The sequence below is a fragment of the Parapedobacter lycopersici genome (genome assembly GCF_040395035.1).
GTDB lineage: Bacteria > Bacteroidota > Bacteroidia > Sphingobacteriales > Sphingobacteriaceae > Parapedobacter > Parapedobacter lycopersici_A.
This window is the reverse complement of sequence record NZ_JBEBRB010000014.1, coordinates 23767-50037: the sequence shown is the minus strand read 5'-3', so window position 1 is coordinate 50037 and position 26271 is coordinate 23767. Positions and strand designations below refer to the sequence as shown.

The following is a 26271-nucleotide window of genomic DNA, read 5'->3' as shown; positions in this document are numbered from 1 at the left end:
GTGACCTTTCTCAAGATTGGTCCCACTAACACGAGTGGCATGGTTGAAATTCTAGCGCTGACTGACGTAAAAGGCATACTTGAGCATCAAAGTTCTTGGTAATTCATAAAATAGGTTATATAAACAACAGTCACAGTCGAAATCAACGGTAACAATCATTAAATCGACCTAGAACCGTCGTTGTGCTTAATGATCGTTAGGATTATTAGCGATATCGGTTGCCGTAAACCCCTGTAAAAATAGGAAAATATTTGAAAGTGCCAAAGGGGTGCACGACAAGCAGCGATTACGAGCGTAATAAATTTGGTGTGCCTATGAAGCTTCTAAATTTCAGGGCCAAGGAATCCTCTTGGTTTAGCTTTTGGCCGATAAACATCAACCCGGTGAAAACCGTACACCACAGAACCCGGGATTAGCTGCAATAATATTTTTGCAGGTATTATATATACCGCTAAAAATAAACGGATTATTTTTCACTCGTAATTTCTGACGACTTGGTTAATAACATATTTGAGAACCTCATGGCCTTGTTTTTTGACCCTGAAATCCAAAGGCACAAAAAACGGGGAATAATCGGCGATGACTTCCAATTGATCGCTGCACAGACTTTATTTTTCCCAGATGGCATACCCGTGGATGTAATTTTTTTCGGCACACTCGAAAATTTCGATAAAAGTCGGGATAAAGGCGGTAAGCCAAAAAAGAAATATTCCACATAAGTTATATATCTTTATTGTCCTAAACATCCGATAAATGGTGGATTATAAATTGACGCAATTGAATGTTACTGTTAGGGAGGTTGTCGTAGGCAACAAACGGCTAACGAAAACCATGTTTAATCAAATTGAGCATAAATCCTGTTTCAATGAAAAGATGGATTTCATTGGTGATTTAATTGTTGGATATACGAAAGATAAAGATGACAGGTTTCTTCTCTGGGTAAATAAGGGAAAATTAAGGAAAACAAAAACTGACACCCTATTATAAATTGTATAAAAACAACATCTATCGAACACCTACTATGATAGATATATTGTCTAATAACTATCAGAAAATGAAAGACTTAAATCTACTAATTTTAGAAAAAAAAGAGGGACTTCAGAATGAAATCCCTCACAGCGGAGAGTGAGGGATTCGAACCCCCGGTCCTGTTACAGACAACGGTTTTCAAGACCGCCGCATTCGACCGCTCTGCCAACTCTCCGCCGCAAAAGTACAAACTCTCTTATATTTTGCAAATTCCGATATGCTTTTTTTTGGTAACCGCCGCAGTTAGAGGAAAAAACGATTTTTCAGCCGTCCATAACAGCCGTAAAATCGTGATTATTTTACCCGATATTGCATGGATACCGGATTAAGTTGTATTTTTGTCCCCAATGCGGGCGCCAATAGCTCAGCTGGATAGAGCAACGGTTTTCTAAACCGTCGGTCTCAGGTTCGAATCCTGATTGGCGTACAGAAGGCCTCTTGATGTTGAATTGAGGGGCTTTTTTATTAAAACGCAAACATACCGGAACAGCCCGTTTGCTTCTTTCGTATGGAAACATTAACTTGTAACACTCCGCAGATACGACGATAAACGCATTTATGAATTTTACGAAACAGACTATAGGGGTAGTGGGAAGCGGTAGCTGGGCAACGGCTATGATTAAGATGCTAGGCGATAACCGTGTCGAAAAATCCATATTTTGGTGGGTACGCAACAAACAGACGGCCGACTATATCAAAGATTATAAACACAATCCGAATTATTTAAGTGCCGTGTCGGTTAAAATTCCGAAACGGAATATTCATACAGATATCCGCACGGTGATAGCCCATGCTGACATCGTTATTTTGAATACACCGGCGGCTTTTCTCAAAGACGCATTAAAGGGAATCACGCCCGATATGCTGAAGGGCAAAATAATCGTATCGGCGATCAAGGGCATTGTGCCGGATGAAAATCAGATTGTCGGTGATTTCCTGCAGCAGCAATATGCCATTCCTATTGATAAAATAGCCGTCGTCGGAGGTCCCTGCCATGCGGAGGAGGTTTCGCTCGAGAAATTATCATACCTCACTATTGCTTCCCGCGATACCCATGTTGCGGCACTGGTGGCTTCGCTTATTGAAACGCGTTATATCAAGACCAATGTATCCGATGATATCTACGGCACCGAATACGCAGCCATCCTGAAAAACATCTATGCGGTGGCCGGCGGAATATGCCATGGCCTCGGTTTCGGCGATAATTTTCAGGCAGTATTGATATCAAACGCGATACGGGAGATGGCGGAATTTGTCAATACCGTAAAACCGATCGATCGGGATATCAAGGAGTCGGCCTACCTGGGCGATTTATTAGTTACCGCCTATTCGCAGTTTAGCCGGAACCGTACCTTCGGCAATATGGTCGGCAAGGGTTATCACGTGAAATCGGCGCAGCTGGAAATGAACATGGTGGCTGAAGGATATTACGCTGCGTATTGCATCCAGAAAATTTGCAACGTTCATCACATTGAATTGCCTATTTGCAGCGCCGTATATCAGATTTTATATGAAAATCATTCGCCGGCAGAGGCGATCAGCCGGTTGGCCGAAAAATTGACTTAGTACATAATCAAATGAAAAACTTCCTGCTTGTTCGCTTTTTTAGTGTTTTGCTGGTGTTTTCTATGGTTTCGTGCCAGTTGTTTCGCGGGGAAACCCGGTTGCCGGCGTACCACAACGGTATGGTGGTCACCGCGCACCCAGAGGCCTCGGCCGTTGGCTTGGAGATACTGAAAAATGGTGGCAATGCCGTGGATGCCGCGGTAGCCGTGCAATTTGCCCTTGCGGTAGTTTACCCCAACGCCGGCAATATTGGTGGCGGTGGTTTCATGGTTTACCGGGGCGCCGACGGATCTGTTGCTGCACTTGATTTCCGTGAGGCCGCACCCGGAGCGGCCAGCAAGGATATGTATCTGGATGCGCAGGGCAACCCCATTACCGATCTAAGCCTTCGGGGGCAATTGGCATCAGGTATCCCCGGTTCGGTCGATGGCATGGTTAAAGCACATGAAAAGTACGGGAAACTGGACTGGAAATTACTCGTGGAGCCGGCTGTCCGGTTGGCTGAGCAAGGGTTTCCGGTTACGGCCCGTCAGGCAGCGGAACTCAATCACCGGAAAGCCGCATTGATGCAGTATAATGCCGCGGGTACCGCGCTTGTCCGGACAGGGGAGTGGCAGCCTGGAGATACACTTGTTCAGCGGGAGCTGGCTCATACGCTGACATTGATCAGCCAGCAGGGCCGGGCGGGATTTTACGAGGGGGAGACAGCAGACCGGATCGTAGCGGAAATGGCGCGTGGCAACGGCATTATTTCCCATACTGATTTAGCAAATTATCACGCCAAATGGCGTGATCCGGTTGTATCTACCTATCGCGGCCACCGGGTCATATCCATGCCGCCGCCGTCAAGCGGGGGTATTGCACTGATTGCGATGCTTAAATCTGTAGAGGCTTTCCCTTTATCGGAATGGGGGTTTCAACAGGATTCTACCATGCGGGTGATGATTGAGGCGGAGCGTCGGGTATATGCCGACCGGGCAACGCACCTCGGAGACCCCGATTTTTACCGTGTACCGCAGGCCATGCTTATTGATTCCGCCTATAATGCCAACCGGATGCGCAACATGAATTTCGGACACGCATCGTTCAGCAGTGCGATTTATGCCGGACCTTTGCCCCCCGGCGAACACGAGGAAACCACTCATTTTTCGGTTGTGGACCAGACCGGCAATGCAGTATCCATTACCACAACCATTAACGGCTCGTACGGCTCGTTCGTGGTGGTGGACGGCGCCGGTTTTTTGCTAAATAACGAAATGGATGATTTTTCGGTAAAACCGGGAGTACCCAATATGTTCGGGTTGACGGGTGGTGCAGCCAACGCCATCGAACCGGGAAAACGGATGCTCAGTTCCATGACTCCAACTATTATCGAGAAAAACGGCAGCCTGTTCCTGGTGGTCGGCACCCCGGGTGGCTCCACGATCATGACATCTGTATTCCAGACCGTGCTCAATGTCATCGATTTCAATATGAATGTACAGGACGCTGTGACTGCGCCCCGGTTCCATCACCAGTGGCTTCCGGATGAAGTGATGGCTGAACGCGATGCGGTCAGCAAGAAGGTCCGCCATATGCTTACCACAACGGGGTATAAACTGGTGGACCGTAACAGTATTGGTCGTGTCGATGCAATTTTAGTGCAGCCTGACGGTAGTTTACAGGGGGGTGCCGATCCGCGGGGCGATGATGTGGCCATGGGATATTGAATTTATTGATTTTACAAAAGATATGACGACAACGAAGGAAACCATAGCGGCGGATTACAGCGGTATACAGGACGGGATATGCCAGGGCCTGGAAGCGTTGGATGGTGTTTCGGTCTTTGAAGAGGAGGTCTGGCAGCGCGATGGCGGTGGCGGCGGGCGCACACGCATCATCCAGCAGGGAGACCTCATTGAACGCGGAGGCGTCAATTTCTCGGCGGTGCACGGCCGTTTACCAGAACCGGTAAAAAAGGCTTTCGGTGTGGATGAGGAAAACTTCTTTGCCACGGGCGTGTCGATCGTTCTTCATCCCCGGAACCCGTTTGTACCCATTATCCACATGAACATTCGGTACTTTGAGCTGAATGACACCGTGCGGTGGTTCGGCGGGGGGATAGACCTTACCCCGCATTATATCGAACAGGATGACGCCCGCTTCTTCCACCAGTCGCTGAAAGACGTATGCGACCGCTCCAATGCCGCATTTTATCCCGAGTTCAAGGCACATGCAGACAAGTATTTTTTCATCCCGCACCGGCAGGAGACACGTGGTATCGGCGGGATCTTTTACGATCGGCTTACGCCCGAGAAGACCGGGGAGTCCTGGGATCGTATTTTCGACTTCTCGCGTCACGTCGGAGAGGCGTTTGTACCCATTTATTCGGAATTGGCCAACCGGAACCGGAATCGGGTATTCACTCCGGAAAATGAACGCTGGCAACAACTCCGGCGCGGCCGCTATGTAGAGTTTAACCTGGTATATGATGCGGGTACCAAGTTCGGCCTCGAAACGAATGGCCGTATCGAATCCATTTTAATGAGTCTGCCCCCGCTCGCGCAGTGGGCTTATAATTTTGAAGCGCCGAAAGGAAGCCCCGAAGCCGATACCCTGGCATTGCTTAAACCGGGAATTGACTGGCTGGCGGAATAATATCATCCAGATAACTTAAGAAAAAACAATGGTTACATTCGACCGTTTTACACTGACTAACGGGCTACGGGTGCTGGTACACGAAGATCCGGCCACTCCGATGGCCGCCGTCAATATATTGTACGATGTGGGCGCCCGCGATGAAAATCCGGACAAAACCGGATTTGCCCACCTGTTTGAACACCTGATGTTCGGCGGATCCGTAAACATCCCGCATTTTGACGGTCCGCTGCAACGCGTCGGTGGCGAGAATAATGCATTTACCAGCAACGATATCACCAATTATTACGTCACGCTTCCGGCGACCAACCTGGAAACGGCCTTTTGGTTGGAAAGTGACCGGATGCTTAGTCTGGCTTTCAGCGAAAAGAGCCTGGAGGTCCAGCGCCAGGTGGTGTGCGAGGAATTTAAACAGCGGTATCTCAACCAGCCCTATGGTGATGTCTGGCTGCGTCTGCGGCCGCTGGCTTATACCACATATCCCTATAGCTGGGCAACGATTGGCAAAGAACTCGCCCATATCGAAGAAGCCAGCATGAACGATGTCCGGGCATTCTTTGAAAAACACTATACGCCCAGTAACGCAATTATGGTTGTCGCTGGCCACGTGAAGACAGCAGCGGTAAAAGCGCTCGCCGAGAAGTGGTTTGCACCCATTCCCGCAAAACCAAAATACACAAGACAGCTTCCACCGGAACCCGCACAGCTGGAGCCACGCAGGGAAATTGTAGTGGCTGATGTCCCACTCAGCAGTCTTTACATCGCGTTCCATGGTCCAGGCAGACAGGAAGCGGGTTATCATGCCATGGACCTGATCTCCGATTTGCTTTCCCAGGGACCTTCGTCCAGGCTTTACCGGCGTCTGGTCAAAGAACAGGAACTTTTCAGCGAGCTGAATGCTTATCAGACGGGTAGCCTCGGGCCTAATTTATTCGTAGTGGAAGGAAAGCCGTTGCCGCATATTGACATGGAAGCGGCGGAAACGGCGATCTGGGCAGAACTGGAAGCCCTCAAGCAGGAACTTGTTGGTGATTATGAGCTGGATAAAGTGAAAAATAAAGTGGAATCCACGATGGCATTTTCAGAAATGGCCATCCTGGATAAAGCCATGAACCTGGCTTATTTTGAGCTGCTGGGCGACGCCGCTGCCTTTAATCGGGAAACGGCGCAATACCTCGGTGTAACAGCCGAAGCGATTCAGCAACAGGCTAAGCAGCTGTTTAGAAGAGAAAATTCGTCAACATTAGTATACATTGCTACAAAAAATGCTGGATAGAAATCACCCTCCTGTTTCCCATCCGATTGCCGGATTTGACTTAATTGCCCCGCGTGAGCTGACTTTTAAGAACGGACTGAAGGTATTTATTTTTGATGCGGGGGAGCAGGACATCATACGCATGGAATGGATATTTGACCATGTGTTTTTGCAAACGGAAAATACGCTTTTGCACACCTGCGCCTGTGAGATGTTATTGGAAGGCACTGCAACGCATACCAGTAAGCAGATTGCGGAGATGGTTGACTTTTATGGGGCGTTCCTGGTCCCGCAGGTAGAAGCTGACCGGTCGACACTGAGTCTATTTTCATTGAACAAACATTTAAGCCAGTTACTGCCGCTTGTCCGGGAGGTCCTTACCGGGGCTGTTTTTCCCGATCAGGAATTAGCAACTTATATCCGCAATAACAAACAGAAGCTGCAGGTTTCACTCCAGAAAAACAGTGTAGTTGCCCGTCGTTTATTCCATGCCGCCGTATTTGGTGAAAACCGATATGGTATTTCTGCCGAAATAAGTGATTATGACCACATTAATGGTAATGACCTTCGTTCTTTGTTTAAGACACAATACCAACCGGATAATTGCACGTTGCTGCTGTCTGGCAGGGTTACTGACGCGCTTATCACGCAGGTTGAACAGTTGTTCGGCGACGAATGGCTGCCATCCGCGCAGCAGCTGGAACCGCAGCCCGGTCTGGTTTTCCCGGTGGAGAACACAGGCACACTGTTATTGGAAGAGCGACAGGACGCGATGCAGTCCGCTCTCCGTCTGGGATACCGGTCCATTTCCCGAAGCCACCCCGAGTTCCCCGGGTTGCAGGTAGTCAACACACTACTGGGCGGGTATTTCGGCTCCAGGCTGATGACCAACATCCGCGAAGACAAAGGATATACTTACAGTGTTGGATCGGGACTTGTTTCGTTAAAGCATGGTGCTTTTTTTACCATTGCGACGGAAGTCGGAACAGCGGTCACGGCCGCTGCACTTACCGAGATTGAAAAAGAAATCCTGCGGCTGAAAACGGAGTTGGTAAGCGAAGAGGAACTGTCGCTGGTAAAAAATTATTTGATGGGTTCCATGCTTGGAAGCCTGGAAAATGTATTTTCCCATGCCGATAAGTTTAAAAACGCCTATTTTTCAGGTTTGAGCCTGGGATACTACCGTTATTACGACGAAGTTATCCGCCGAATCGATGCCGAAGAGGTATGCAGATTAGCCAATAACTACCTGGATTATGACCGCCTTACGAAAATAGTTGTAGGTAAAATGTAACGCATATGGGATACCGCAGCCTCCGGGAATGTGTTGATGATTTAGCACATCACGGGCACCTCGTCCGCATTAAAGAAGAAGTAGACCCCTATTTGGAGATGGCAGCTATACACATGCGTGTCTACGATGCCAAGGGGCCGGCACTGTTGTTTGAAAACGTCAAAGGGAGCCCTTTTCCGGCGGTATCCAACCTGTTTGGAACCCTCGACCGTTCCCGTTTTATGTTCCGGGATACACTGGAAAAGATTAAGGTGCTGGTCGACGTCAAGTCGGATCCCATGCGGGCACTGCGTAATCCGTTCCGATACACCCATGTGGCGGCTACGGCGCTGGCGGCCCTTCCCTGGAAGAAGGGGAGCGGGGCACCCATCCGATACGGCACTACCCGTATCAGCCAGTTGCCACAGGTGGTCAACTGGCCGATGGACGGCGGGCCATTTATTACCATGCCCCAGGTTTACTCCGAAGATATTGACCACCCGGGTGTGATGGGCGCCAACCTGGGCATGTACCGCATCCAACTGGCCGGCAACGCTTACATACCCGACGAGGAAGTGGGCCTTCACTACCAATTGCACCGCGGTATCGGTGTCCATCAGAGCAAAGCCAATGAACTGGGGCGCCCCTTAAAAGTAAGTGTCTTTGTAGGCGGTCCACCGGCCCATGCACTTTCCGCGGTGATGCCGTTGCCTGAGGGACTGTCCGAACTAACCTTTGCCGGCGCACTGGGCAACAGGCGGTTCCGGTACTTTTATGATGATGCCGGCTTCTGTATTTCCGCAGATGCTGATTTTGTGATTACCGGCACGGTATATCCCGAAGACAATAAACCAGAGGGACCCTTTGGCGATCACCTGGGGTACTACAGCCTGGTACATCCATTCCCGGTGATGCATGTACACCGCGTTTACCACCGCAAAAATCCCATCTGGTCGTTTACAGTAGTGGGACGGCCGCCGCAGGAAGATACCAGCTTCGGCGCATTGATCCATGAAATAACAGGGTCCGCCATTCCCAAAGAGATCAACGGACTTCATGCTGTCCACGCCGTGGATGCGGCGGGGGTACACCCGTTGCTTTTTGCGATTGGAAGTGAGCGGTATACGCCGTATTTGCGGACGGAACGTCCACAGGAAGTACTGACCATTGCCAACCAGGTGCTGGGGAAGAATCAGCTGAGCCTCGCGAAGTACTTGTTTATCGCAGCCCATCAGGACGATCCCAAGCTGGATATCCACGATGTTCCCGCGTTTTTTACGCATATGCTGGAACGCATTGATTTGGAACGCGACCTGCATTTCCATACACAGACCACCATCGATACGCTTGACTATTCGGGCAGCGACCTTAACGCAGGTTCCAAAGTGGTATTTGCCGCCGTGGGCCCTAAAAAACGAGCGCTATCGCCGACACTTCCTTCGGGCGTCATGCTTCCAAGACCGTTCAGCGCATATAAGCCGGTGATGCCGGGCATTATTGCCGTGGAAGCACCCGCATTCACCGATGGTCAGGCTGAAACTGATCGCGTGGAAGCCTGGTGCCGCGCCGTTGCCGATCTTGACTTCTCCGGCATACAGCTGCTGGTACTTTGTGACGACGCTGGCTTTACCGCGGCGAACACGGATAATTTTGTGTGGATCACATTTACAAGGAGTAACCCTTCACATGACATTTACGGTGTGAAGAGCTTTATCAGACACAAACACTGGGGATGCAGCGGCCCGCTGATCATTGACGCACGGAAGAAACCGCACCATGCGCCGGAGCTGATAAAAGTGCCGGAAATCGAAAAACGGGTGGATGCCCTTGCGGTTAAGGGTGGACCGCTGCACGGAATTATTGACTAATGGATAATCGCTTATCCTTTATATTTGAACCATTTAACCAGCTCTTTGTAGCTTGCCTTTTTGCCATACATCAAGATGCCGATCCGGTATATGCGGGCGGCAATCCACGTGGTCAGCACAAATCCGCCGGCAAGTAGGCCGAACGACAGGACGAGCTGCCAGGTAGGGACACCGAAGGGAATACGTACCAGCATCGCAATAGGTGATGTCAATGGAATCATGCTGAGCCAGAACGAGAGCGGTCCGTTAGGATCATTAACCAATACGCCGAACGAAAGAATATAGGCAAACAGCAGCGGTAACGTGATCGGAAAAGTAAACTGCTGGGTTTCGGTTTCACTGTCCACCGCCGAGCCCACTGCCGCAAACAGTGCACTGTACAGCAAGTATCCGCCAAAAAAGTACAGGAGGAACCCGATGATAATTTCCTGGAAATTCACGGTATTCAGCGCCTGCATTACGTCTCCGTAAGCGCCCAGCTCGCTACCGGAAGGCATTTGCTCCTGTGTGGTGGTAACCTGTTCAATCGTCATGTCATCCATGATGGCCATGCGGGCACCGCCCATCAGTGTAGCCGACAGGATGATCCAAAGAATAAACTGGGTAAGCCCGACAAGGCCGATGCCGATAATTTTGCCCATCATCAGCTGAAAAGGCTTTACCGATGAGATAATAACTTCGATGATCCGGTTGTTTTTCTCCTCGATAACACCCCGCATCACCTGCGTACCATATAAAAACAGGCAAATATACACCACAATGGATAGCGTCATGGCGATGCCAACGGTGGCTTCCGCGCTGCTTTGCTTTTCACCTTCAGGGGTTAATTCCCGTGCCTCAATTGTAACGGACGGGCGGATGGCTTCTACCGTTTGGCGGTCAATTCCCGCTTTTTCAAAAGCGATATCGCGGAGAACTTCTTCCAGTTGGCTGCTGATGGTTTTCTGAGTGCCGACATTGGCCATTTCCGACGATAGTAATTCTACCCGTGGCGTTTCGGTTATGTTTTCGGGAATAATCAGCAGCAGTTTCTTCTTGGCGCCCCGGATATTTGCTCTGGCATCGGAAACATTACCGGACGTTTCCACAAACGTGATGTTTTCCGTATTGTGCAGCTTTCCCTTAAACAGGCCGCTTTGATCAATAACCTGTACGGTAGCGCGGTTACTTTCGAAGCTTTTAACCGCAAGCAAAATTGCAATCGCATAAACCGCAATTAGAAAAATCGGAACCAGGAAGGTGATCAGCAGAAACGATTTCTTTTTTACGCGACTCAGGTATTCACGCCGGATAATGAGTAGTATCTTGTTCATTGGTTGGTTTCAATTGCGGTGGACGGCTTCCTTTGGGTTACCTTGTCAACAAAGATGTCGTGTATACTTGGTACAATTTCCTTCAGTTCGTGAAGTTGTACCAGCGGGATAAGGTAAGTGAGCACATCGTTAATGGTCCGTCCCCCCGCGATATGAATGGTTAGCACGGTGCGGTCCTCTACCGTTTCCCGGCTGCTGACGGCAAACAGATCGTCCACTCCCGTAACCGGTTCGTCGCGGGAAAAGTATTCCACGCGGTACGTATTTGTCCGATAAGTATCTTTAATGGCCTTTACCTTTCCGTCCAGTATTTTCTTTGACTTGTTGATCAGGATGATGCTGTCGCACAGCTCTTCCACAGATTCCATCCGGTGGGTGGAAAAGATAATGGTTGCTCCATTACGGTTCAATGCGAGGATTTCCTCCTTGATGATGTTTGCATTGACGGGGTCGAATCCGGAAAACGGCTCGTCAAGAATAATTAAGTCCGGCTGGTGCACCACGGTAGCAACAAACTGCACTTTTTGCTGCATCCCCTTGCTGAGATCTTCTATCTTCTTATTCCACCAGCTTTGCATCTCCATCTTCTCAAACCAATGTTTGATCCGCTCGACGGCTTCCTGCCGCCGAAGGCCTTTTAGCTGGGCAAGATAACACATCTGTTCGCCGATTTCCATTTTCTTATACAGTCCGCGTTCCTCGGGCAGGTAGCCAATCCGGCCGATGTGTTTCGGTCCCAGCCGTTCGCCATCCATGTAAACTTCGCCGCTATCGGGAGCTGTAATCTGGTTAATAATACGGATCAACGAAGTCTTACCCGCACCGTTCGGACCCAGCAGTCCGAAAATACTGCCCTTTGCAATATCCGTAGAGATGTTATCCAGCGCCAGGTGATTGGCATATTGTTTTACGATGTTTCTGATTTCCAGCATGTGTGTTCCGTGGGCTTGCCTGTCATTGGATACAAAGATGTCGTTTTTGTTACGAATAAGCCTTTAATTCTTTAACATTTTTTAACAGCCGCGCGGTTAAACTTTTCCGGATAAACAAGCTCTTACAGGTAAGCGAATGTAACGAATGGCCAGACAGGCACTGTCCGTTTACATGCATCCCGGGAAATGCCATAGCGGCAGAAATATCCCGGCCGGAAAGACAAATTGTTTAATTGTTTATAGTTTTTGGTTTAAGTTTGATGATGAACGTCCGGTCTGCCTTTGGCGGCCGGGCGTTTTTAGTTATGTTTGCGGTGCATCAAACTCGACGCCATGCAACAGATCAGCGTTATCGGCTCGGGGACCATGGGTAACGGCATTGCCCACGTCTTCGCTCAGTATGGATTCCAGGTTTCCCTGGTCGATACGGATGCCGGTGCGTTAGAGCGGGCGTTAGTCAACATTGCCGGCAACCTGGATAGGCAATCCGGGGCTGGAGTCATTACCGGAGCAGCTAAGCAGGCTATCCTCGATCGGATATCACCCCATGCCAGCTTGGGGCCGGGTGTACGGGAAGCCGATCTGGTTGTGGAAGCCATTACGGAAAATGAGGCAGTCAAACGCCAGGTATTTCGGGAGCTTGATCAACTGACTCCGCAACACGCCATTCTGGCCACCAATACATCATCCATTTCCATCACCCATATCGCGGCCGCCACGCAACGGCCGGACAAGGTAGTGGGCATGCATTTTATGAACCCCGTGCCTGTAATGAAATTGGTTGAGGTGATTCGTGGAAAGGCCACCGACGGGTCTACTATGCAAACGGTAGCAGCGCTGGCCAGGCAGCTGGATAAAGTTCCGGTAGAAGTAAACGATGCCCCCGGTTTTGTTGCCAACCGCGTGCTGATGCCCATGATTAATGAGGCAATTTTTGCATTATACGAAGGTGTTGCAACAGTGGAGTCGATTGATACCGTGATGAAACTGGGTATGGCTCATCCCATGGGGCCGCTGCAACTGGCCGATTTTATCGGACTGGATGTATGCCTGTCCATTTTGAATGTGCTGCATGAGGGGTTTGGTACGCCGAAATACGCACCTTGCCCACTATTGGTTGATTTGGTTGCCGCGGGAAAACTGGGAAAAAAGACAGGCAGTGGGTTTTATCATTATTGAGCTATTGATTCATTTGTTGAATACCATTTAATCAGCGACGATGTCCTTACTTTTTCAACCGATAACGATCCGGTCGATTACCGCCAGAAACCGGCTGGCCGTTTCGCCAATGTGCCAGTATTCCAGTACCGACGGTTTTGTCAATCACTGGCACCTGGTTCACCTGGGCAGCCGGGCGGTGGGCGGCGCGGGAATTGTCTTCACCGAGGCCACAGCCATCTCGCCCGAGGGACGGATTTCACCCGATGACCTGGGGATATGGAAAGATGCGCATATTGCCGGGCTGGCACAGGTGACCGAAGTTATCAAAAGCAATGGCGCTGTAGCGGGGATACAACTGGCCCATGCTGGCCGCAAAGCAAGCCACAGCAGTCCATGGAACGGGAACCGACTCCTGACCACTGTCGAGGGCGGATGGAAGCCGCTGGCGCCAAGCGCGGTCGCTTACCGGGAGGGTATGCCATTGCCGGCGGCGATGGATATCTCCCAGATTCAGCAGTTGATCGCTGATTTCGGAAATGCCGCCCGAAGGGCCGTGGAAGCCGGTTTCCAGGTATTCGAAATCCACGCCGCACATGGCTATTTATTGAATGAGTTTCTTTCGCCGCTGAGCAATTTCCGCGATGATGAATATGGCGGTTCTTTTGAAAACCGCACCCGTCTGCTGTTGCAGACGGTTGGGGAGGTCCGGCGGGTTATCCCGGAGATACTACCGCTCTTTGTGCGGATATCCGCAACAGAATGGACAGCAGGCGGATGGGATGAATTGGACTCCATAAAGCTTGCCGTACGGCTAAAAGAACAGGGCGTTGATTTGATTGACTGTTCCTCGGGCGGGAATTCGTCCAACCAGCAGATCGTAACCGCGCCGTTGTACCAGGTGCCGTATGCTGCCAGTATCAGGCAGGCAGCCGGTATCCTGACCGGGGCCGTGGGATTAATTACACGCGCAGACGAGGCGGAGGATATCCTCCGCAGCGAGCAGGCCGACCTGGTTTTCATGGGACGGCAGTTGCTTCGGGATCCGTATTTTCCGCTACACGCCGCAAAACAACTGGGAGTCAATATACCGTGGCCGGTACAATATGAACGAGCCAGGCCATAAGCAGTAATAGAATGGGAAAAAGTAAATACAATAAATTCGAAGAATTAATTCTTCATGAAGATGATAACCTGATTGTGATCAATAAACCGCCATTCCTGGCCTCGCTGGATGAACGTGAAGGGGAGGGGTTGAGTGTGCATCGCCTGGCTAAGCAGTACTACGCTGAAGCCCAGGTTTGTCACCGGCTCGATAAGGAAACGTCAGGTTTACTGCTTATCGCAAAAAATCCGGAAACCTACCGTGCGGTATCCATCGAATTTGAGCGCCGGCGGGTCGCCAAAACCTATCATGCCGTCATCGAGGGCACGCATATATTTGAAGACCTGCTGGTCGACCTCCCCATTCTGAATATGGGAAATAAAAACGTGACGATCGATCGCGCAAACGGTAAACGGGCAGAAACTTACTTTAAATCGCTTCGCTACTTTAAGCACTATACATTGGTGGAGTGCCGGCCCATTACCGGCCGCATGCACCAGATACGGATCCACTTAGCTACCCAACGGGCCTCCATTGCCGGCGATGAGCTGTACAAAGGCAAGCCTGTCTTTCTTTCGCAGATCAAAAAGCGGGGATTTACCATGGGTAAGGGACGTGAAGAAGAGCCGATTATGAAGCGGTTTGCGCTTCATGCACGCGAGTTGCGGTTCACACTTGGGGAAAAGCAGTATCACTTTGAAGCACCGTACCCGAAAGATTTTGCAGCCCTGCTCAAGCAGCTCGAAAAATACGACGATTAACTGTCGGTGCGCCGAATCAACCGGTGCACCGCTTTTTTAGAAAAGCTTGCCGTGCGGACCGCGTACCTGAAGTCCGAGCAACTGATTCAGTTTATCGATAAAATAGCGGGCCAGCAGGGGAGACTCCACCTCCAGGTTTTGATGGACAAAGAAATAAAGGGATTTCAATCCTCCGTCATGCCACTCCTTGATGCGGACAAGCCAGTCGTCCAGTCGCCGGTAATCGCTGGGGTGATTGGCGCCGACATACCGGACAAAAGCGGCGGGGGCGGTGAGCTGCATGTGCAGCATATCGCGCCGCCCGGCGGTATCTACGATAACGGCCGTACGGTGCTCTTCACGAAGCAGGTCATATAGTGCCTGACTTACCCCGGCATCGTTAAACCACTCCGCATTCCGTACCTCCACGGCCAGTGGGATGGCCTTCGGATATTGTTTTATAAATGCCGCCAGCCGGTCAAAATCCTTAGGTTTATAATTATCATGCAACTGAAGAAAACTCATGCCCAGTTTTTCTTCGAATAAACTAATGGCATCACAGAAAGCCGTTACTTTTTCCCCCACATTGAGGAGACGACCATAATGGCTGATGGATTGCGGGATTTTCGGGAAAAACTTAAAATCCCCGGGCGTCTTATTCTTCCATACTTCCACCTGGTGTTTGTCGGGCGAATTATAAAACGTGGCGTTTAATTCGATGCAGTTGAACTGGGTGGCGTAATAAACCAGTTCGTCCTTTGTTCCCCGTGGATAAAAACCTTTAAGGTCCTGTTTATTCCACTTGGCACAGCCGACGTACACTTCGAAATCGGTTCCCTCTTTTTTGAGTGCCTTCCATGTATCGGGGTGAGTCGGGGGCAGGGAGAAATCAACTGCATCCGGGTTAGCTACGCTTCCAAATTTCATAACGCTGTTTTAATTAGAAAAAGCAGTCAACTGTTAGCAGCAAGCATCAAGGGGCCTATGGCTGCTAACAGTTAACCGTTAAGACCTAGTGCTTAAAATGCCGTACACCCGTAACAACCATGGCTACTCCTTTACGGTTGGCCATGTCCACAGATTCCTTGTCGCGGATGGACCCGCCGGGTTGCAGGACTGCAGTAATGCCCGCCTCGGCCGCGATTTCCACACAGTCGGAAAATGGAAAAAATGCATCGGAGGCCATCACGGCACCGTTCAGGTCAAAACCAAACGACTGCGCCTTCAGGATAGCCTGCCGCAGGGCGTCCACACGTGAAGTCTGGCCGACACCGCTTGCCGAAAGCTGTCCGTCTTTAGCCAGTACGATGGTATTGGACTTGGTATGTTTTACAATTTTGTTGGCAAAATAAAGATCGCTGAGTTCATGATCCGTCGGCTGCTTATCCGTTACGGTGTTCATCTGGGTTGGCCCCTCAATCACGAGGTCCTTATCCTGCTCAATGACGCCATTCAGCAGCGTCTTAAACAACTTGGTTGGCAGGGTTACCGGTTTCCGTTTTAGCAGGATCCGGTTTTTCTTGCTGGTGAGCGTATCAAGGGCTCCGACGCTGTAGTCCGGTGCAATAAGCACTTCAAAAAACAGCTTGTTGATTTCTTCCGCCGTAGCATTATCCACCTGCCGGTTGCAGATGATTACCCCGCCGAAAGCCGAAACGGGGTCGCAGGCCAGCGCGTCGTTCCATGCGGTAAGCAAATCCCCGCGTGAGGCCACTCCGCATGCGTTCGTGTGTTTCAGCACAGCAAAGGTGGGTTCATCGAACTCGTCGATAAGCGCCACCGCGGCGTCTACATCCACGAGGTTGTTATAGGATAGTTCCTTACCGTTGAGCTTATCGAACAACGCATCCAGATTGCCATAAAAAACGCCCTTTTGGTGAGGGTTCTCTCCGTAACGGAGCACCTGGGCCTGTTGTTCGCTTTGTTTGAATACCGGAAGCGGCTCTGTCGTATTAAAATAATTGAAAATGGCCGTATCGTAATGCGACGACACGTTGAACGCCCGCTTAGCAAAAGTTTTCCGATGCTCCAGCAGGGTATGTCCGCCGGTTTCCGTTAAAATATCCTGAAGCAGCTGATAATCATTCCGCGATGAAACAATGACCACATCGTTGTAGTTCTTGGCCGCAGCACGGATAAGCGAGATGCCGCCAATATCTATCTTTTCAATGATCTCCTGTTCACCGGCTCCCGAAGCCACGGTTTCTTCGAAAGGGTAGAGGTCTACGATCACCAGGTCGATCTCCGGGATATCATATTCCTGGAGTTGCTGGCCGTCGGCTTCCAGTGGCCGCCGCGACAGGATGCCGCCAAAGACCTTGGGGTGAAGGGTTTTTACCCGACCGCCCAAAATAGAAGGGTAACCCGTGAGGTCTTCCACCGGGACGACCTCATGGCCGAGCTCGCGGAGGAAGGTTTCCGTGCCCCCGGTGGAATAGAACGTAACACCTTGTTTATTTAACAGTTCGATTAATGGGGCGAGTCCGTCTTTGTAGTAAACGGAGATCAATGCATTTTTGATTTTTACGGGATGGCTCATTCGCTATTCAGCTATTTAGTGTATGAGCGGCAAAGATAGAAAAAAATGCAGATAGCTCGCACGGCTCCAATCGATAAATGGGTGAGCAAAAATCCGTTATTGCACGCGAAGCAAGCCTTCACGTTAACGCAAAGGCGTTTCGCTTCATCACAAAGGACGTGGATAAGCGTACTAGCGTTCTCTGCGTAAAAAGCGTCGTGCGACTTGCGTAAAAAAATGAACGTGCTCCCCGAAGAGAAGTTGTAAATCCGCATAATGTCCATGACCTCCTAACGGGAACCATTGGTATGATACCTCAGGTAGCGTGGGTAATTAACGGGTTCACGTTATTCTAACCGGAAGTATTTGCGGACTTGATTCATGTCGGTTGCATCAATGACACTGCTCATGTCCTGAAAATTTGCACCCGGGATAACCAGCACCCTGATCTTGATAAATCTAACGGCGTTGGTAGATGTCCCTGCTGTTTTGGTAATGCGCATGGTACAGTCTGGGGTGCCAGTCCCTGAATACAGGAAACTCGCATTGAAATTATAGAATTTAGATACATACGGAATCTGAATACTGTTGCCATTACCAAATTCGCCATAAACCAAAACCACGCTGTTTTGAAAATCACTAATTTTCAACGGGAAGACAAATTCCAGCGAACTTTCGGCGCCCGCAGCAAATTGGATTCCGGGAAGACCACTATCAGCCCATTCGTATTCTTTGACATTCGCGGTCCCAGGCTCCCCTTGTGGGCCCCTTGGTCCAGTTGCTCCGGTAGCACCCCGCGGTCCGGCTGGACCTGTGGCTCCCGTTGCACCTCGCGGACCGGCCGGACCTATTTCGCCCTGAATCCCCCGGGGACCGGTTTCGCCAGTTGCGCCGGGATCGCCTTTGTCTCCCTTCGCACCGGTAGCGCCCCGATCACCTTTATCACCCTTTGCTCCGGTAGCACCCCGGTCGCCTTTATCGCCTTTATCACCTTCGATTCCGGGCGTTCCCTGCTCCCCCTGTATTCCCTGCGGTCCCATCGGTCCCATGTCTCCTTTTTTACAGCCATAGACAAAACTTAGCCAAATGATGCAACACACCAGGTAACCATACCTTTTGATGGTAAAATAAATGCTTTCCATTGTAAATGCTTTTTGGTTCAGTAGCGAAAGTATCGGTCAACGCGCATTTACATTTGTAAAAAAAGGACAAAATGAAAAAACAGGGCAATTGCAATCCATAATTACCCGAACAAACAACATCGGAGACGGCAGCCGTCCGTTGCTTACATTTTTTTCAGTAGGTTCTCTACAACTTTGGGATAATGCTGATGTTCCAGCTGCTGCCCTTTAAACTTGATGACCTCGAGGCTATCCTCCGGTTCGATCCTGAACCGGGCCTGATAAATCACTTCGCCTTCATCGAAGTTTTCGTTGACAAAATGAATGCTGATGCCCGATTCCGCTTCGCCGGCATCCAGCACGGCCTGGTGCACGCGGTCGCCATACATTCCCTTTCCTCCGTAGGCCGGAAGCAGGGCAGGGTGGATGTTGATGATTTTATTCGGGTATTTTTGAAGGAGGTTCTGGGGCACAAGCCACAGAAAACCCGCCAACACGATGAGATCGATGTTCAGCTTATCAAGCAACTGGACAATTTCATCTGTATGGAAGAATTCATGCCGGTCAAAAATGTGGGTAGGTACTTCAAAATTATCAGCCCGTTGCAATACATATGCTTCCGGATTGTTGCTCAGTACCAAAGCTATTTCGGCCTGGTCGTGGTACCTGAAATACTCCATCAGTTTTTGAGCGTTCGATCCGGAGCCGGAAGCAAAAATAGCGATTCGTTTCTTCACGTGATATGAATTAGTAGTTGGTACGGGGTTGCCACCCAAATTTACATTATTTTTTTTGATGCATTAAATGCTGGGCAAAAATAGCATATTTGCAGGCAATATCATTATCTTAGCACCGATTAACGCCTGAACCTGCTGTAATATAACAATAATTCCCGACGCGTGTCACCCTGTTTTTGTATTAAAATCATGACATTACATGGCGTGTTTTGTTGATATTATTTCTTTATATCTCGTGTTTTTTTGAAAAAATCGTTAAAAAAATAATATTTTGTTGCAAATGTCAATATTTTATTTGTTACTTTTGCATCATTATAGCTATATTAACATTTAACGTTTTTATCTATGTGTGGAATTATTGGTGCTTTTGACCTGAAAGGTAAGTCAGAAGAATTGCGCCCCCAAGTGCTTAAGATGTCGAAAAAGATTCGTCATCGCGGGCCGGACTGGTCGGGGATATATAGCTCGGAAAAAGCTATTCTAGCGCATGAACGTTTAGCGATTGTTGATCCGAAATCCGGCCGTCAGCCGTTGTTTAGTGCCAACGGTAATACGGTATTGGCGGTTAATGGGGAAATATATAATCACCAACAGTTGCGGAATCAGCTGACAGACTATGCATTTTCCACACAGTGCGACAGCGAAGTAATATTAGCACTGTACGAAAAGAAAGGCCCCCAATTTATTGAAGAGCTTAATGGCATATTTGGGTTTGCCCTCTATGATATAGAACAGGATACGTTTTTAATAGCACGTGACCATATCGGCATTATTCCGCTGTATATGGGATGGGACGATGCGGGTACGTTTTACGTTGCGTCTGAACTTAAGTCACTCGAAGGCTATTGCAAGCGCATTGAAACATTTCCTCCGGGACATTACATTTACAGTAAAGAAGGACTGACGCCGCAACGGTGGTACAGCCGTGACTGGGAGAGCTATGCGAATGTAGAAAACAACGTTTCGGACATTGACGTACTGCGCAAAGGACTGGAAGACGCCGTACACCGGCAGATGATGTCGGACGTACCTTATGGCGTATTGCTTTCCGGTGGATTGGACTCGTCAGTCATTGCGGCTATTACGAAAAAATTTGCGGGCAAACGGATTGAATCCGACGATCAGGAGACTGCCTGGTATCCGCAACTGCATTCGTTTGCCGTGGGTCTGAAAGGCTCACCGGACCTGATCGCCGCCAAGCGTGCTGCCGATCATATCGGTACCATACACCACGAAATCAATTTTACTATCCAGGAAGGGCTGGATGCGGTGCGGGATGTCATTTACCATTTGGAAACCTATGATGTAACCACGATCCGGGCTTCCACTCCGATGTACCTGCTTGCGCGCGTGATTAAATCCATGGGGATTAAAATGGTGCTTTCGGGAGAAGGTTCGGATGAGCTGTTTGGCGGGTACCTGTATTTCCATAAGGCACCAAATGCGAAAGAATTCCACGAAGAGACCGTACGTAAACTGGGTAAACTGTATTTGTACGACTGCCTCCGCGCCAATAAATCATTGGCTGCCTGGGGGGTAGAGGGACGTGTCCCGTTCCTGGATAAGGAATTTATCGATATTGCCATGCGGTTGAACCCTGAAGATAAAATGATCAGAGAAGGCAGGATGGAAAAATGGATTGTGCGGAAGGCCTTTGAGAACTATCTTCCTGAAAGCATTGCCTGGAGGCAGAAAGAGCAGTTTTCAGATGGCGTGGGTTACAGCTGGATCGATACGCTTAAAGAACAGGCAGCGCAGAAGGTAAGTGACGCGGAGCTGGCCAAAGCCGCTGAGCGTTTCCCGATTAACCCGCCGCAGAACAAGGAGGAATACCTGTACCGTTCAATCTTTGCGGAGCATTTTCCTTCGGATGCAGCGGCATTGACGGTGCCTTCCGTTAAATCGGTTGCATGCAGTACCCCTGAGGCACTGGCCTGGGATGCTTCATTCCAGAACCTCAACGATCCGTCCGGACGGGCAGTAGCTGCGGTGCATAACGAGAGTTATGAGAAATCCAAGGCAGTAGCGCTGTAAGCCGTTTACTGACCAATCAGGAACATAAAAAAGGCCGGGTGCACGATACACCCGGCCTTTTTTTGTGAAATGTTTTTTGCGGCGACTAACCGGCTGTCCGTTACCCGTCGCCAGCCAACGGACGAATCGCTGCCGCTAGAGCGGCCTGATCCAGATGTTCCGGAAGCTGACGGGGTTGCCATGGTCCTGCAGGGCAATCGGGCCCGGGCCATGCGCTTTGTATTTGGGTATCCCGATATATTCCGTTGTTCCGTCGAGTTCGACGTTATTTTGCACCAATACCCCGTTATGGATCACGGTAACCCGGGCTTTACTCACCAAGATACCGTCTGCATTGAATCGCGGCGCTGTCCAGATAATGTCATATGTCTGCCATTCACCCGGCGGCTTTGTGGCATTTACCAACGGAATCCGCTGTTTATAGATGCTGGCCGCCTGTCCGTTGGAGTAGGTGCGGTTATTGTAACTGTCGAGCACCTGTACCTCATACCGCCCCTGCATAAATACACCGCTGTTGCCGCGCCCCTGGCTCTCCCCGACAATTTCCGTAGGCGATTTCCATTCCAGGTGTAGCTGATAGTCGGTGAATTCCTGCTTGGTCTGGATGCCGCCTTTGCCTTTTACCACCGTAAATGCACCGGCTGCCACCGTCCATCCGGCCGGCGACGAACCATCGTCGCTGCTGACCCACTGGTCCAGCGAGGTGCCGTCGAACAGGACAATGGCGTCCGATGGCGCCCGGTCGGCATACGTGGTCACCATACGCGGTTCAGGATCCCAGATCTCTGTTTCTTCGGGTTTCATTTTTGTTTGCTGCGCAAAAGCGGAAAGTGTCAGCGAAGCTGCAATCCCGATGGTTATGACTGATTTGATATGCATAGTATAATGTGTAATTTGTTGTCTTTTTTGTGGTCTCCCTTTGCCTTGCTACTTCGTCTTTTCCGTTATCCGAATGCATTGAACCCGGTAATATCCATACCGGTGATTAATAAATGGATGTCGTGCGTACCCTCGTATGTGACGACCGATTCCAGGTTCATCATGTGCCGCATGATCGGATAATCACCCGTGATACCCATTGCGCCGAGTACCTGGCGTGCTTCCCGTGCCACCTGAAGTGCCGTCGCTACACTATTGCGTTTGGCCATCGAAATCTGTGCGGGTGTAGCCCGGTCTTCGTTTTTGAGTAAGGCCAGCCGCCATACGAGCAATTGGCCCTTCGTGATCTCGGTCAGCATCTCCGCTAATTTCTTCTGCTGCAGCTGAAAGCTTCCGATGGGTCTGCCGAATTGCTGCCGTTCCTTGGCATAACGGACAGCCGTGTCGTAACAGTCCATCGCCGCGCCGAGGGCACCCCAGGCGATGCCATACCGCGCCTGATTCAGGCAGCTTAATGGGCCGCGCATCCCGGTGATTCCCGGCAAGATGTTGGTCTTAGGGACGCGCACCTGATCGAACACGAGTTCGCCGGTGGCCGATGCCCGGAGACTCCATTTATTGTGTGTTTCGGGGGTGCTGAATCCCTCCATGCCGCGTTCAACGATGAGCCCCTGAACCTGGCCATCCGGGTTTTTAGCCCACACGATGGCTATATCGGCGAATGGGGCATTCGATATCCACATTTTGGATCCGTTTAGGATTACGTGGTCGCCCGCGTCATCAAAATGAGTCAGCATCCCGGCCGGGTCGGATCCGTGGTTGGGCTCGGTAAGTCCGAAACAGCCCATAAGCGCGCCGCTGGCCAGTCTGGGCAGGTAGGCGGCCTTCTGCTCCTCGCTGCCGTAGGTATAAATGGGATACATCACCAACGACCCCTGCACGGAAGCGGTGGAGCGGATACCGGAATCGCCACGTTCGAGTTCCTGCATCATCAGGCCATAGGCAAGGTAATCCAGCCCCCCGCCGCCGTGTTCCTGCGGAATGGTCGGGCCGAACAGCCCGAGTTCCGCCATTCCCGGAAGCAGCTGGCTGGGAAATTCGGCACGCTGGGCGTAATCTTCGATGATAGGTAGGAGTGCCCTGTTTACCCACTGCCTTACGCTGTCGCGGATAAGCCGGTATTCCTCGCCAATGAGTTCGTCCAGCAGATAATAATCAGGTGGTTGGTATTGGCTCATGATTCATCAGGTTTACCATCTGTCTGACAAGTATACAGATAATTTTCCGTATCAGGTTGGGCGCTGGTTTATTATTGCGCCGGGCCAGCTTCGTTGCCCGTCCGGAATCCGGCCACGGTACCTGCATGACGAAAGCACGTTTTGTCGATAAAGACGTGGACTCACCGTGTACTCACCGTGGACAGATGGTGCACTTACTTCGAAGCAGGTGCAAACCAGTAACGGGCAAACTCCGGATAATGTAAATTTGAGAATACCCACTTTTGGGTATTTTTCATTATCTTGCATCGAGAACACCTAATATCAACTAAATCTACTGATCATGGACGACTTTTTACCCGCTGATTTTGATTGCAGCATGGCGGTGCGGCAGGAAATCATACGCAAACTTACGGCGCTTGAAGCAGTGGCCGACGAACTGCCGGTCTATATCATTCACGATGTGCGCCATTTCTCGGTGATGTATATGTGTCCACGCGGTTTGCAGCTGTTGGGGATTTCCCTGGAAGATGTCCGGCGGCTGGGCTCGGCGTATTACACCAGGTTCTTCAATCCTGATGATGTGGCATTTTACCTGCCCAAGTTCATGGAACTGCTGCAGAATCCCGACCCGCCAAAGTGGTTTTCTTTTTTTCAACAGGTTACCACGGGAAAAGGGAACGGGTTTGAATGGTATTTGAGCGCTTCCCGGCCATTTGTGTTCGATGAAGAAGGGAAACCGATTCTTTCACTCACTTTTGCGCTGCAGCTTGACCCGAACCACCATCTCGCCGAGAAGGCGGAGCGCCTGATGGAGGAAAACCTGCTGCTTAAAAATAACTATCAGCGTTTTGCTTCATTAACCAAACGCGAGAAAGAGCTGCTGCAATACATTGCCCTTGGGCAGAAGACAGCCGAGATCAGCGGCCGCATCCACATTTCAGAAAAAACCATGCACACGCACCGGCGGAATATCAAGCGTAAAATCGGTGCGAAAACACATTATGACATCATCAAATTCGCCCAGGCATTTAACATGGTGTAAAAAATCAGTAGGTTTGCTGTATGGAACAGCTTCAGCAACGAGTGACACTCCGCGATTTGCGGTTTTACGCTTTTCATGGCTATTATCCAGAGGAACAAGTGCTGGGTAACGAATTTATCGTTGAGGTGGAAGCGGTGTTTGACCGTTCCTCCGGTACTGCGGAAACACTGGAAACCACAGTGGATTACGAAGTGGTATACCGCATGGTGCAGGAAGAAATGGCCGTTTCCCGGAAGTTACTCGAAACCGTAGCCGAGTCGATCCTGGTCCGGGTCCGGGCACATTATGCCTTTGTTCACGAGGCGCGGGTAAAGCTCCTTAAAAACCATCCGCCTTTTGGCGGCGACCGGGCCGGGGCCGCAGTGGAACTGATCTGGAAACGTTAAACGGGTATTCAGATGGCCTACCGGGAAATTTCAGCTACTGTCCTAAACGAAATCCGGGCGATCCTGCCCGAACGGCTTCTCGTTACGCAGTCGGTAGACCTCGAGCCGTATTGCCACGATCAGACCGAAGATCTGCGGTTTGCGCCGGAACTGGTGGTGCTTCCCGAGACGGTTGAACAGGTGGCTGCCCTGCTGAAGCTGTGCGGTGCACACCGCATTCCTGTTACGCCGCGGGGTGCGGGTACGGGCTTGAGCGGCGGAAGCCTGGCCGTTCACGGGGGGCTGATGATTTCCATGGAAAAGATGAACCGGATTATTTCGATCGATAGCGATAACCTGCAGGCCTATGTGGAGCCGGGCGTGATTACCGAAGTGCTACAGCAGGCGGTTGCCGAAAAAGGGTTGTTATATCCGATCGATCCCGCCAGCAAGGGCTCGTGCCAGATCGGTGGAAACATTGCGCATGGCAGTGGCGGACCGCGGGTGGTAAAATACGGGACCATCCGCGAATACGTGCTCAACCTCCAGGTGGTGCTGCCGTCCGGCGACGTGATATGGACAGGGGCCAATACGATCAAATATGCCTCCGGTTATAATCTTACCCAATTGTTTATCGGTTCGGAGGGTACCCTGGGCATTGTTACCGGGGCGGTGCTGAAATTAGTACCCCGGCCAAAGCAAACGATGCTGATGCTGGCGTCGTTTCCGACCAATGAAGCCGCGTGCAGCGCAGTGTCGGCGATTTTTCAGGCTGGCCAGACGCCTTCAGCACTCGAATTCATGGAACGTCGGGCAGTGGAGTGGGTCAGCCAATACGAAGGGATAGCCATAGACATGCCGCCTAATGCGCAGGCAATGCTGCTGATTGAAGTGGATGGCGACCGGACGGATGAGCTGTTTGTGCAGTGCGAGCATATCAATGCCGTACTGGATGCGCACGGATGCCTGGACACGCTGCTGGCTGAAACGGCATCACATCAGGAAACACTTTGGAACATGAGGCGCCGTATCGGGCCGTCGGTCAAATCAAACAGCGTATATAAAGAAGAGGATACCGTGGTGCCCCGTGCCCGGCTGCCTGAGCTGATTGCCGGGATCAAGACCATCGGCGCGACTTATGGATTTGAATCCGTCTGCTACGGCCATGCCGGCGACGGTAACCTGCATGTGAATATCATCAAGGGTACGATGAATGATCACGATTGGCACCATCGGCTGAAGGACGGTATCCGGGAAATTTTTACATTGGCCGTTTCCCTGGGCGGCACCTTGTCGGGTGAACACGGCATTGGCTGGGTGCAGCGCGAATATATGCCCATTAAATATAACGAACTTCAGCTGTCGTTGATGCGCGGCATCAAACAGGTCTTTGATCCTCTTGGCATCATGAATCCCGGAAAAATACACCAATAAATGACTTTATGTCACTTTTAAATTCAAAATAATGACACAATGTCG

Annotated in this window: 21 protein-coding genes and 2 tRNA genes; 14 read left to right on the top strand and 9 right to left on the bottom strand. The window is 50.5% G+C overall.

What is annotated here, in order from left to right:
• Positions 1 to 1119: 1119 nt before the first annotated feature.
• A tRNA-Ser gene (locus ABWO75_RS05250) sits at positions 1120 to 1204 on the bottom strand.
• A 178-nt stretch (positions 1205 to 1382) separates the two neighbouring features.
• On the opposite strand from ABWO75_RS05250, the gene ABWO75_RS05245 reads away from it, so the two are divergent.
• The 7 genes from ABWO75_RS05245 to ABWO75_RS05215 all read left to right on the top strand — a co-directional run bounded on the left by ABWO75_RS05245 (position 1383) and on the right by ABWO75_RS05215 (position 9628).
• Positions 1383 to 1456: transfer RNA gene (locus ABWO75_RS05245), tRNA-Arg, on the top strand.
• Positions 1457 to 1587: 131 nt separating this feature from the next.
• Positions 1588 to 2595: an NAD(P)H-dependent glycerol-3-phosphate dehydrogenase gene (locus ABWO75_RS05240; protein WP_353183282.1), complete on the top strand. Its 1008-nt coding sequence runs from the start codon at positions 1588 to 1590 to the stop codon at positions 2593 to 2595.
• Positions 2596 to 2606: 11 nt separating this feature from the next.
• Positions 2607 to 4304 carry a gamma-glutamyltransferase gene (gene ggt, locus ABWO75_RS05235; protein WP_502922393.1) on the top strand — a complete coding sequence of 566 codons (1698 nt, stop codon included), beginning with the start codon at positions 2607 to 2609 and terminating at the stop codon, positions 4302 to 4304.
• 22 nt (positions 4305 to 4326) lie between these two features.
• Positions 4327 to 5232 carry an oxygen-dependent coproporphyrinogen oxidase gene (gene hemF / locus ABWO75_RS05230; protein ID WP_353183280.1) on the top strand — a complete coding sequence of 302 codons (906 nt, stop codon included), beginning with the start codon at positions 4327 to 4329 and terminating at the stop codon, positions 5230 to 5232.
• Between the two features lie 28 nt (positions 5233 to 5260).
• A complete protein-coding gene (locus tag ABWO75_RS05225; protein ID WP_353183278.1) occupies positions 5261 to 6508 on the top strand; it encodes a M16 family metallopeptidase in 1248 nt (415 codons plus the stop codon).
• Positions 6498 to 7781 (top strand): M16 family metallopeptidase, encoded by a 1284-nt coding sequence (locus ABWO75_RS05220; protein WP_353183276.1) that lies wholly within the window; start codon positions 6498 to 6500, stop codon positions 7779 to 7781. Before ABWO75_RS05225 ends, ABWO75_RS05220 begins: the two co-directional genes overlap by 11 nt.
• A 5-nt stretch (positions 7782 to 7786) precedes the next feature.
• Complete coding sequence (locus ABWO75_RS05215) at positions 7787 to 9628, top strand: UbiD family decarboxylase (protein ID WP_353183274.1); 1842 nt, start codon at positions 7787 to 7789, stop codon at positions 9626 to 9628.
• An 11-nt stretch (positions 9629 to 9639) separates the two neighbouring features.
• Here ABWO75_RS05215 and ABWO75_RS05210 read toward each other — a convergent pair whose 3' ends face one another.
• Together ABWO75_RS05210 and ABWO75_RS05205 are read right to left on the bottom strand one after the other, a co-directional pair.
• Positions 9640 to 10941: an ABC transporter permease gene (locus ABWO75_RS05210; RefSeq protein ID WP_353183272.1), complete on the bottom strand. Its 1302-nt coding sequence runs from the start codon at positions 10939 to 10941 to the stop codon at positions 9640 to 9642.
• On the bottom strand, positions 10938 to 11873 hold the full coding sequence (locus ABWO75_RS05205; RefSeq protein ID WP_353183270.1) for an ABC transporter ATP-binding protein: 936 nt from the start codon (positions 11871 to 11873) through the stop codon (positions 10938 to 10940). The genes ABWO75_RS05210 and ABWO75_RS05205 overlap by 4 nt, the downstream gene beginning before the upstream one ends.
• A gap of 333 nt (positions 11874 to 12206) precedes the next feature.
• Between ABWO75_RS05205 and ABWO75_RS05200 the strand changes: the two genes are divergently transcribed.
• Genes ABWO75_RS05200 through ABWO75_RS05190 form a run of 3 tightly spaced genes read left to right on the top strand, consistent with a single transcriptional unit; the run spans position 12207 to position 14897 of the window.
• Complete coding sequence (locus tag ABWO75_RS05200) at positions 12207 to 13052, top strand: 3-hydroxyacyl-CoA dehydrogenase family protein (RefSeq protein ID WP_353183268.1); 846 nt, start codon at positions 12207 to 12209, stop codon at positions 13050 to 13052.
• Positions 13053 to 13092: 40 nt separating this feature from the next.
• Positions 13093 to 14157: an NADH:flavin oxidoreductase/NADH oxidase gene (locus tag ABWO75_RS05195; RefSeq protein ID WP_353183266.1), complete on the top strand. Its 1065-nt coding sequence runs from the start codon at positions 13093 to 13095 to the stop codon at positions 14155 to 14157.
• Between the two features lie 11 nt (positions 14158 to 14168).
• A complete protein-coding gene (locus ABWO75_RS05190; RefSeq protein ID WP_353183264.1) occupies positions 14169 to 14897 on the top strand; it encodes an RluA family pseudouridine synthase in 729 nt (242 codons plus the stop codon).
• A 36-nt stretch (positions 14898 to 14933) separates the two neighbouring features.
• On the opposite strand, the gene ABWO75_RS05185 is transcribed toward ABWO75_RS05190, so the two are convergent.
• The 4 genes from ABWO75_RS05185 to purN all read right to left on the bottom strand — a co-directional run bounded on the left by ABWO75_RS05185 (position 14934) and on the right by purN (position 19252).
• Positions 14934 to 15803, bottom strand: a complete 870-nt coding sequence (locus ABWO75_RS05185) for a DUF72 domain-containing protein (RefSeq protein ID WP_353183262.1) — start codon at positions 15801 to 15803, stop codon at positions 14934 to 14936.
• Between the two features lie 85 nt (positions 15804 to 15888).
• On the bottom strand, positions 15889 to 17415 hold the full coding sequence (gene purH, locus ABWO75_RS05180; RefSeq protein ID WP_353183260.1) for a bifunctional phosphoribosylaminoimidazolecarboxamide formyltransferase/IMP cyclohydrolase: 1527 nt from the start codon (positions 17413 to 17415) through the stop codon (positions 15889 to 15891).
• 326 nt (positions 17416 to 17741) lie between these two features.
• Positions 17742 to 18536 carry a collagen-like domain-containing protein gene (locus ABWO75_RS05175; protein ID WP_353183258.1) on the bottom strand — a complete coding sequence of 265 codons (795 nt, stop codon included), beginning with the start codon at positions 18534 to 18536 and terminating at the stop codon, positions 17742 to 17744.
• A gap of 143 nt (positions 18537 to 18679) precedes the next feature.
• Positions 18680 to 19252, bottom strand: coding sequence for a phosphoribosylglycinamide formyltransferase (gene purN, locus ABWO75_RS05170; protein WP_353183256.1), 573 nt, complete (start codon positions 19250 to 19252; stop codon positions 18680 to 18682).
• Positions 19253 to 19597: 345 nt separating this feature from the next.
• On the opposite strand from purN, the gene asnB reads away from it, so the two are divergent.
• A complete protein-coding gene (gene asnB / locus ABWO75_RS05165; protein ID WP_353183254.1) occupies positions 19598 to 21286 on the top strand; it encodes an asparagine synthase B in 1689 nt (562 codons plus the stop codon).
• A gap of 135 nt (positions 21287 to 21421) precedes the next feature.
• On the opposite strand, the gene ABWO75_RS05160 is transcribed toward asnB, so the two are convergent.
• Positions 21422 to 22165 carry a 3-keto-disaccharide hydrolase gene (locus ABWO75_RS05160; protein ID WP_353183252.1) on the bottom strand — a complete coding sequence of 248 codons (744 nt, stop codon included), beginning with the start codon at positions 22163 to 22165 and terminating at the stop codon, positions 21422 to 21424.
• A 65-nt stretch (positions 22166 to 22230) separates the two neighbouring features.
• Positions 22231 to 23403, bottom strand: coding sequence for an acyl-CoA dehydrogenase family protein (locus tag ABWO75_RS05155; RefSeq protein ID WP_353183250.1), 1173 nt, complete (start codon positions 23401 to 23403; stop codon positions 22231 to 22233).
• Between the two features lie 322 nt (positions 23404 to 23725).
• On the opposite strand from ABWO75_RS05155, the gene ABWO75_RS05150 reads away from it, so the two are divergent.
• The 3 genes from ABWO75_RS05150 to ABWO75_RS05140 are packed head-to-tail and all read left to right on the top strand — an operon-like array spanning position 23726 to position 26226.
• On the top strand, positions 23726 to 24427 hold the full coding sequence (locus ABWO75_RS05150; RefSeq protein WP_353183248.1) for a helix-turn-helix transcriptional regulator: 702 nt from the start codon (positions 23726 to 23728) through the stop codon (positions 24425 to 24427).
• Between the two features lie 20 nt (positions 24428 to 24447).
• On the top strand, positions 24448 to 24813 hold the full coding sequence (gene folB, locus ABWO75_RS05145) for a dihydroneopterin aldolase (protein ID WP_353183246.1): 366 nt from the start codon (positions 24448 to 24450) through the stop codon (positions 24811 to 24813).
• A 12-nt stretch (positions 24814 to 24825) separates the two neighbouring features.
• The gene (locus ABWO75_RS05140) at positions 24826 to 26226 is read left to right on the top strand and encodes an FAD-binding oxidoreductase (RefSeq protein ID WP_353183244.1); all 1401 of its coding nucleotides are present in this window, start codon (positions 24826 to 24828) and stop codon (positions 26224 to 26226) included.
• Positions 26227 to 26271: the final 45 nt, after the last annotated feature.

Bases quoted from the DNA above. Each gene is read 5' to 3' on its own strand.
- ABWO75_RS05240 (WP_353183282.1), top strand. From the start codon at position 1,588: ATGAATTTTACGAAACAGACTATAGGGGTAGTGGGAAGCGGTAGCTGG.
- ABWO75_RS05175 (WP_353183258.1), bottom strand. From the start codon at position 18,536: ATGGAAAGCATTTATTTTACCATCAAAAGGTATGGTTACCTGGTGTGT.
- asnB (WP_353183254.1), top strand. From the start codon at position 19,598: ATGTGTGGAATTATTGGTGCTTTTGACCTGAAAGGTAAGTCAGAAGAA.
- folB (WP_353183246.1), top strand. From the start codon at position 24,448: ATGGAACAGCTTCAGCAACGAGTGACACTCCGCGATTTGCGGTTTTAC.
- ABWO75_RS05215 (WP_353183274.1), top strand. From the start codon at position 7,787: ATGGGATACCGCAGCCTCCGGGAATGTGTTGATGATTTAGCACATCAC.
- ggt (WP_502922393.1), top strand. From the start codon at position 2,607: ATGAAAAACTTCCTGCTTGTTCGCTTTTTTAGTGTTTTGCTGGTGTTT.
- ABWO75_RS05205 (WP_353183270.1), bottom strand. From the start codon at position 11,873: ATGCTGGAAATCAGAAACATCGTAAAACAATATGCCAATCACCTGGCG.
- ABWO75_RS05200 (WP_353183268.1), top strand. From the start codon at position 12,207: ATGCAACAGATCAGCGTTATCGGCTCGGGGACCATGGGTAACGGCATT.
- ABWO75_RS05150 (WP_353183248.1), top strand. From the start codon at position 23,726: ATGGACGACTTTTTACCCGCTGATTTTGATTGCAGCATGGCGGTGCGG.
- ABWO75_RS05160 (WP_353183252.1), bottom strand. From the start codon at position 22,165: ATGCATATCAAATCAGTCATAACCATCGGGATTGCAGCTTCGCTGACA.
- ABWO75_RS05210 (WP_353183272.1), bottom strand. From the start codon at position 10,941: ATGAACAAGATACTACTCATTATCCGGCGTGAATACCTGAGTCGCGTA.
- ABWO75_RS05185 (WP_353183262.1), bottom strand. From the start codon at position 15,803: ATGAAATTTGGAAGCGTAGCTAACCCGGATGCAGTTGATTTCTCCCTG.
- purH (WP_353183260.1), bottom strand. From the start codon at position 17,415: ATGAGCCATCCCGTAAAAATCAAAAATGCATTGATCTCCGTTTACTAC.
- hemF (WP_353183280.1), top strand. From the start codon at position 4,327: ATGACGACAACGAAGGAAACCATAGCGGCGGATTACAGCGGTATACAG.
- ABWO75_RS05225 (WP_353183278.1), top strand. From the start codon at position 5,261: ATGGTTACATTCGACCGTTTTACACTGACTAACGGGCTACGGGTGCTG.
- ABWO75_RS05220 (WP_353183276.1), top strand. From the start codon at position 6,498: ATGCTGGATAGAAATCACCCTCCTGTTTCCCATCCGATTGCCGGATTT.
- ABWO75_RS05190 (WP_353183264.1), top strand. From the start codon at position 14,169: ATGGGAAAAAGTAAATACAATAAATTCGAAGAATTAATTCTTCATGAA.
- ABWO75_RS05140 (WP_353183244.1), top strand. From the start codon at position 24,826: ATGGCCTACCGGGAAATTTCAGCTACTGTCCTAAACGAAATCCGGGCG.
- ABWO75_RS05195 (WP_353183266.1), top strand. From the start codon at position 13,093: ATGTCCTTACTTTTTCAACCGATAACGATCCGGTCGATTACCGCCAGA.
- ABWO75_RS05155 (WP_353183250.1), bottom strand. From the start codon at position 23,403: ATGAGCCAATACCAACCACCTGATTATTATCTGCTGGACGAACTCATT.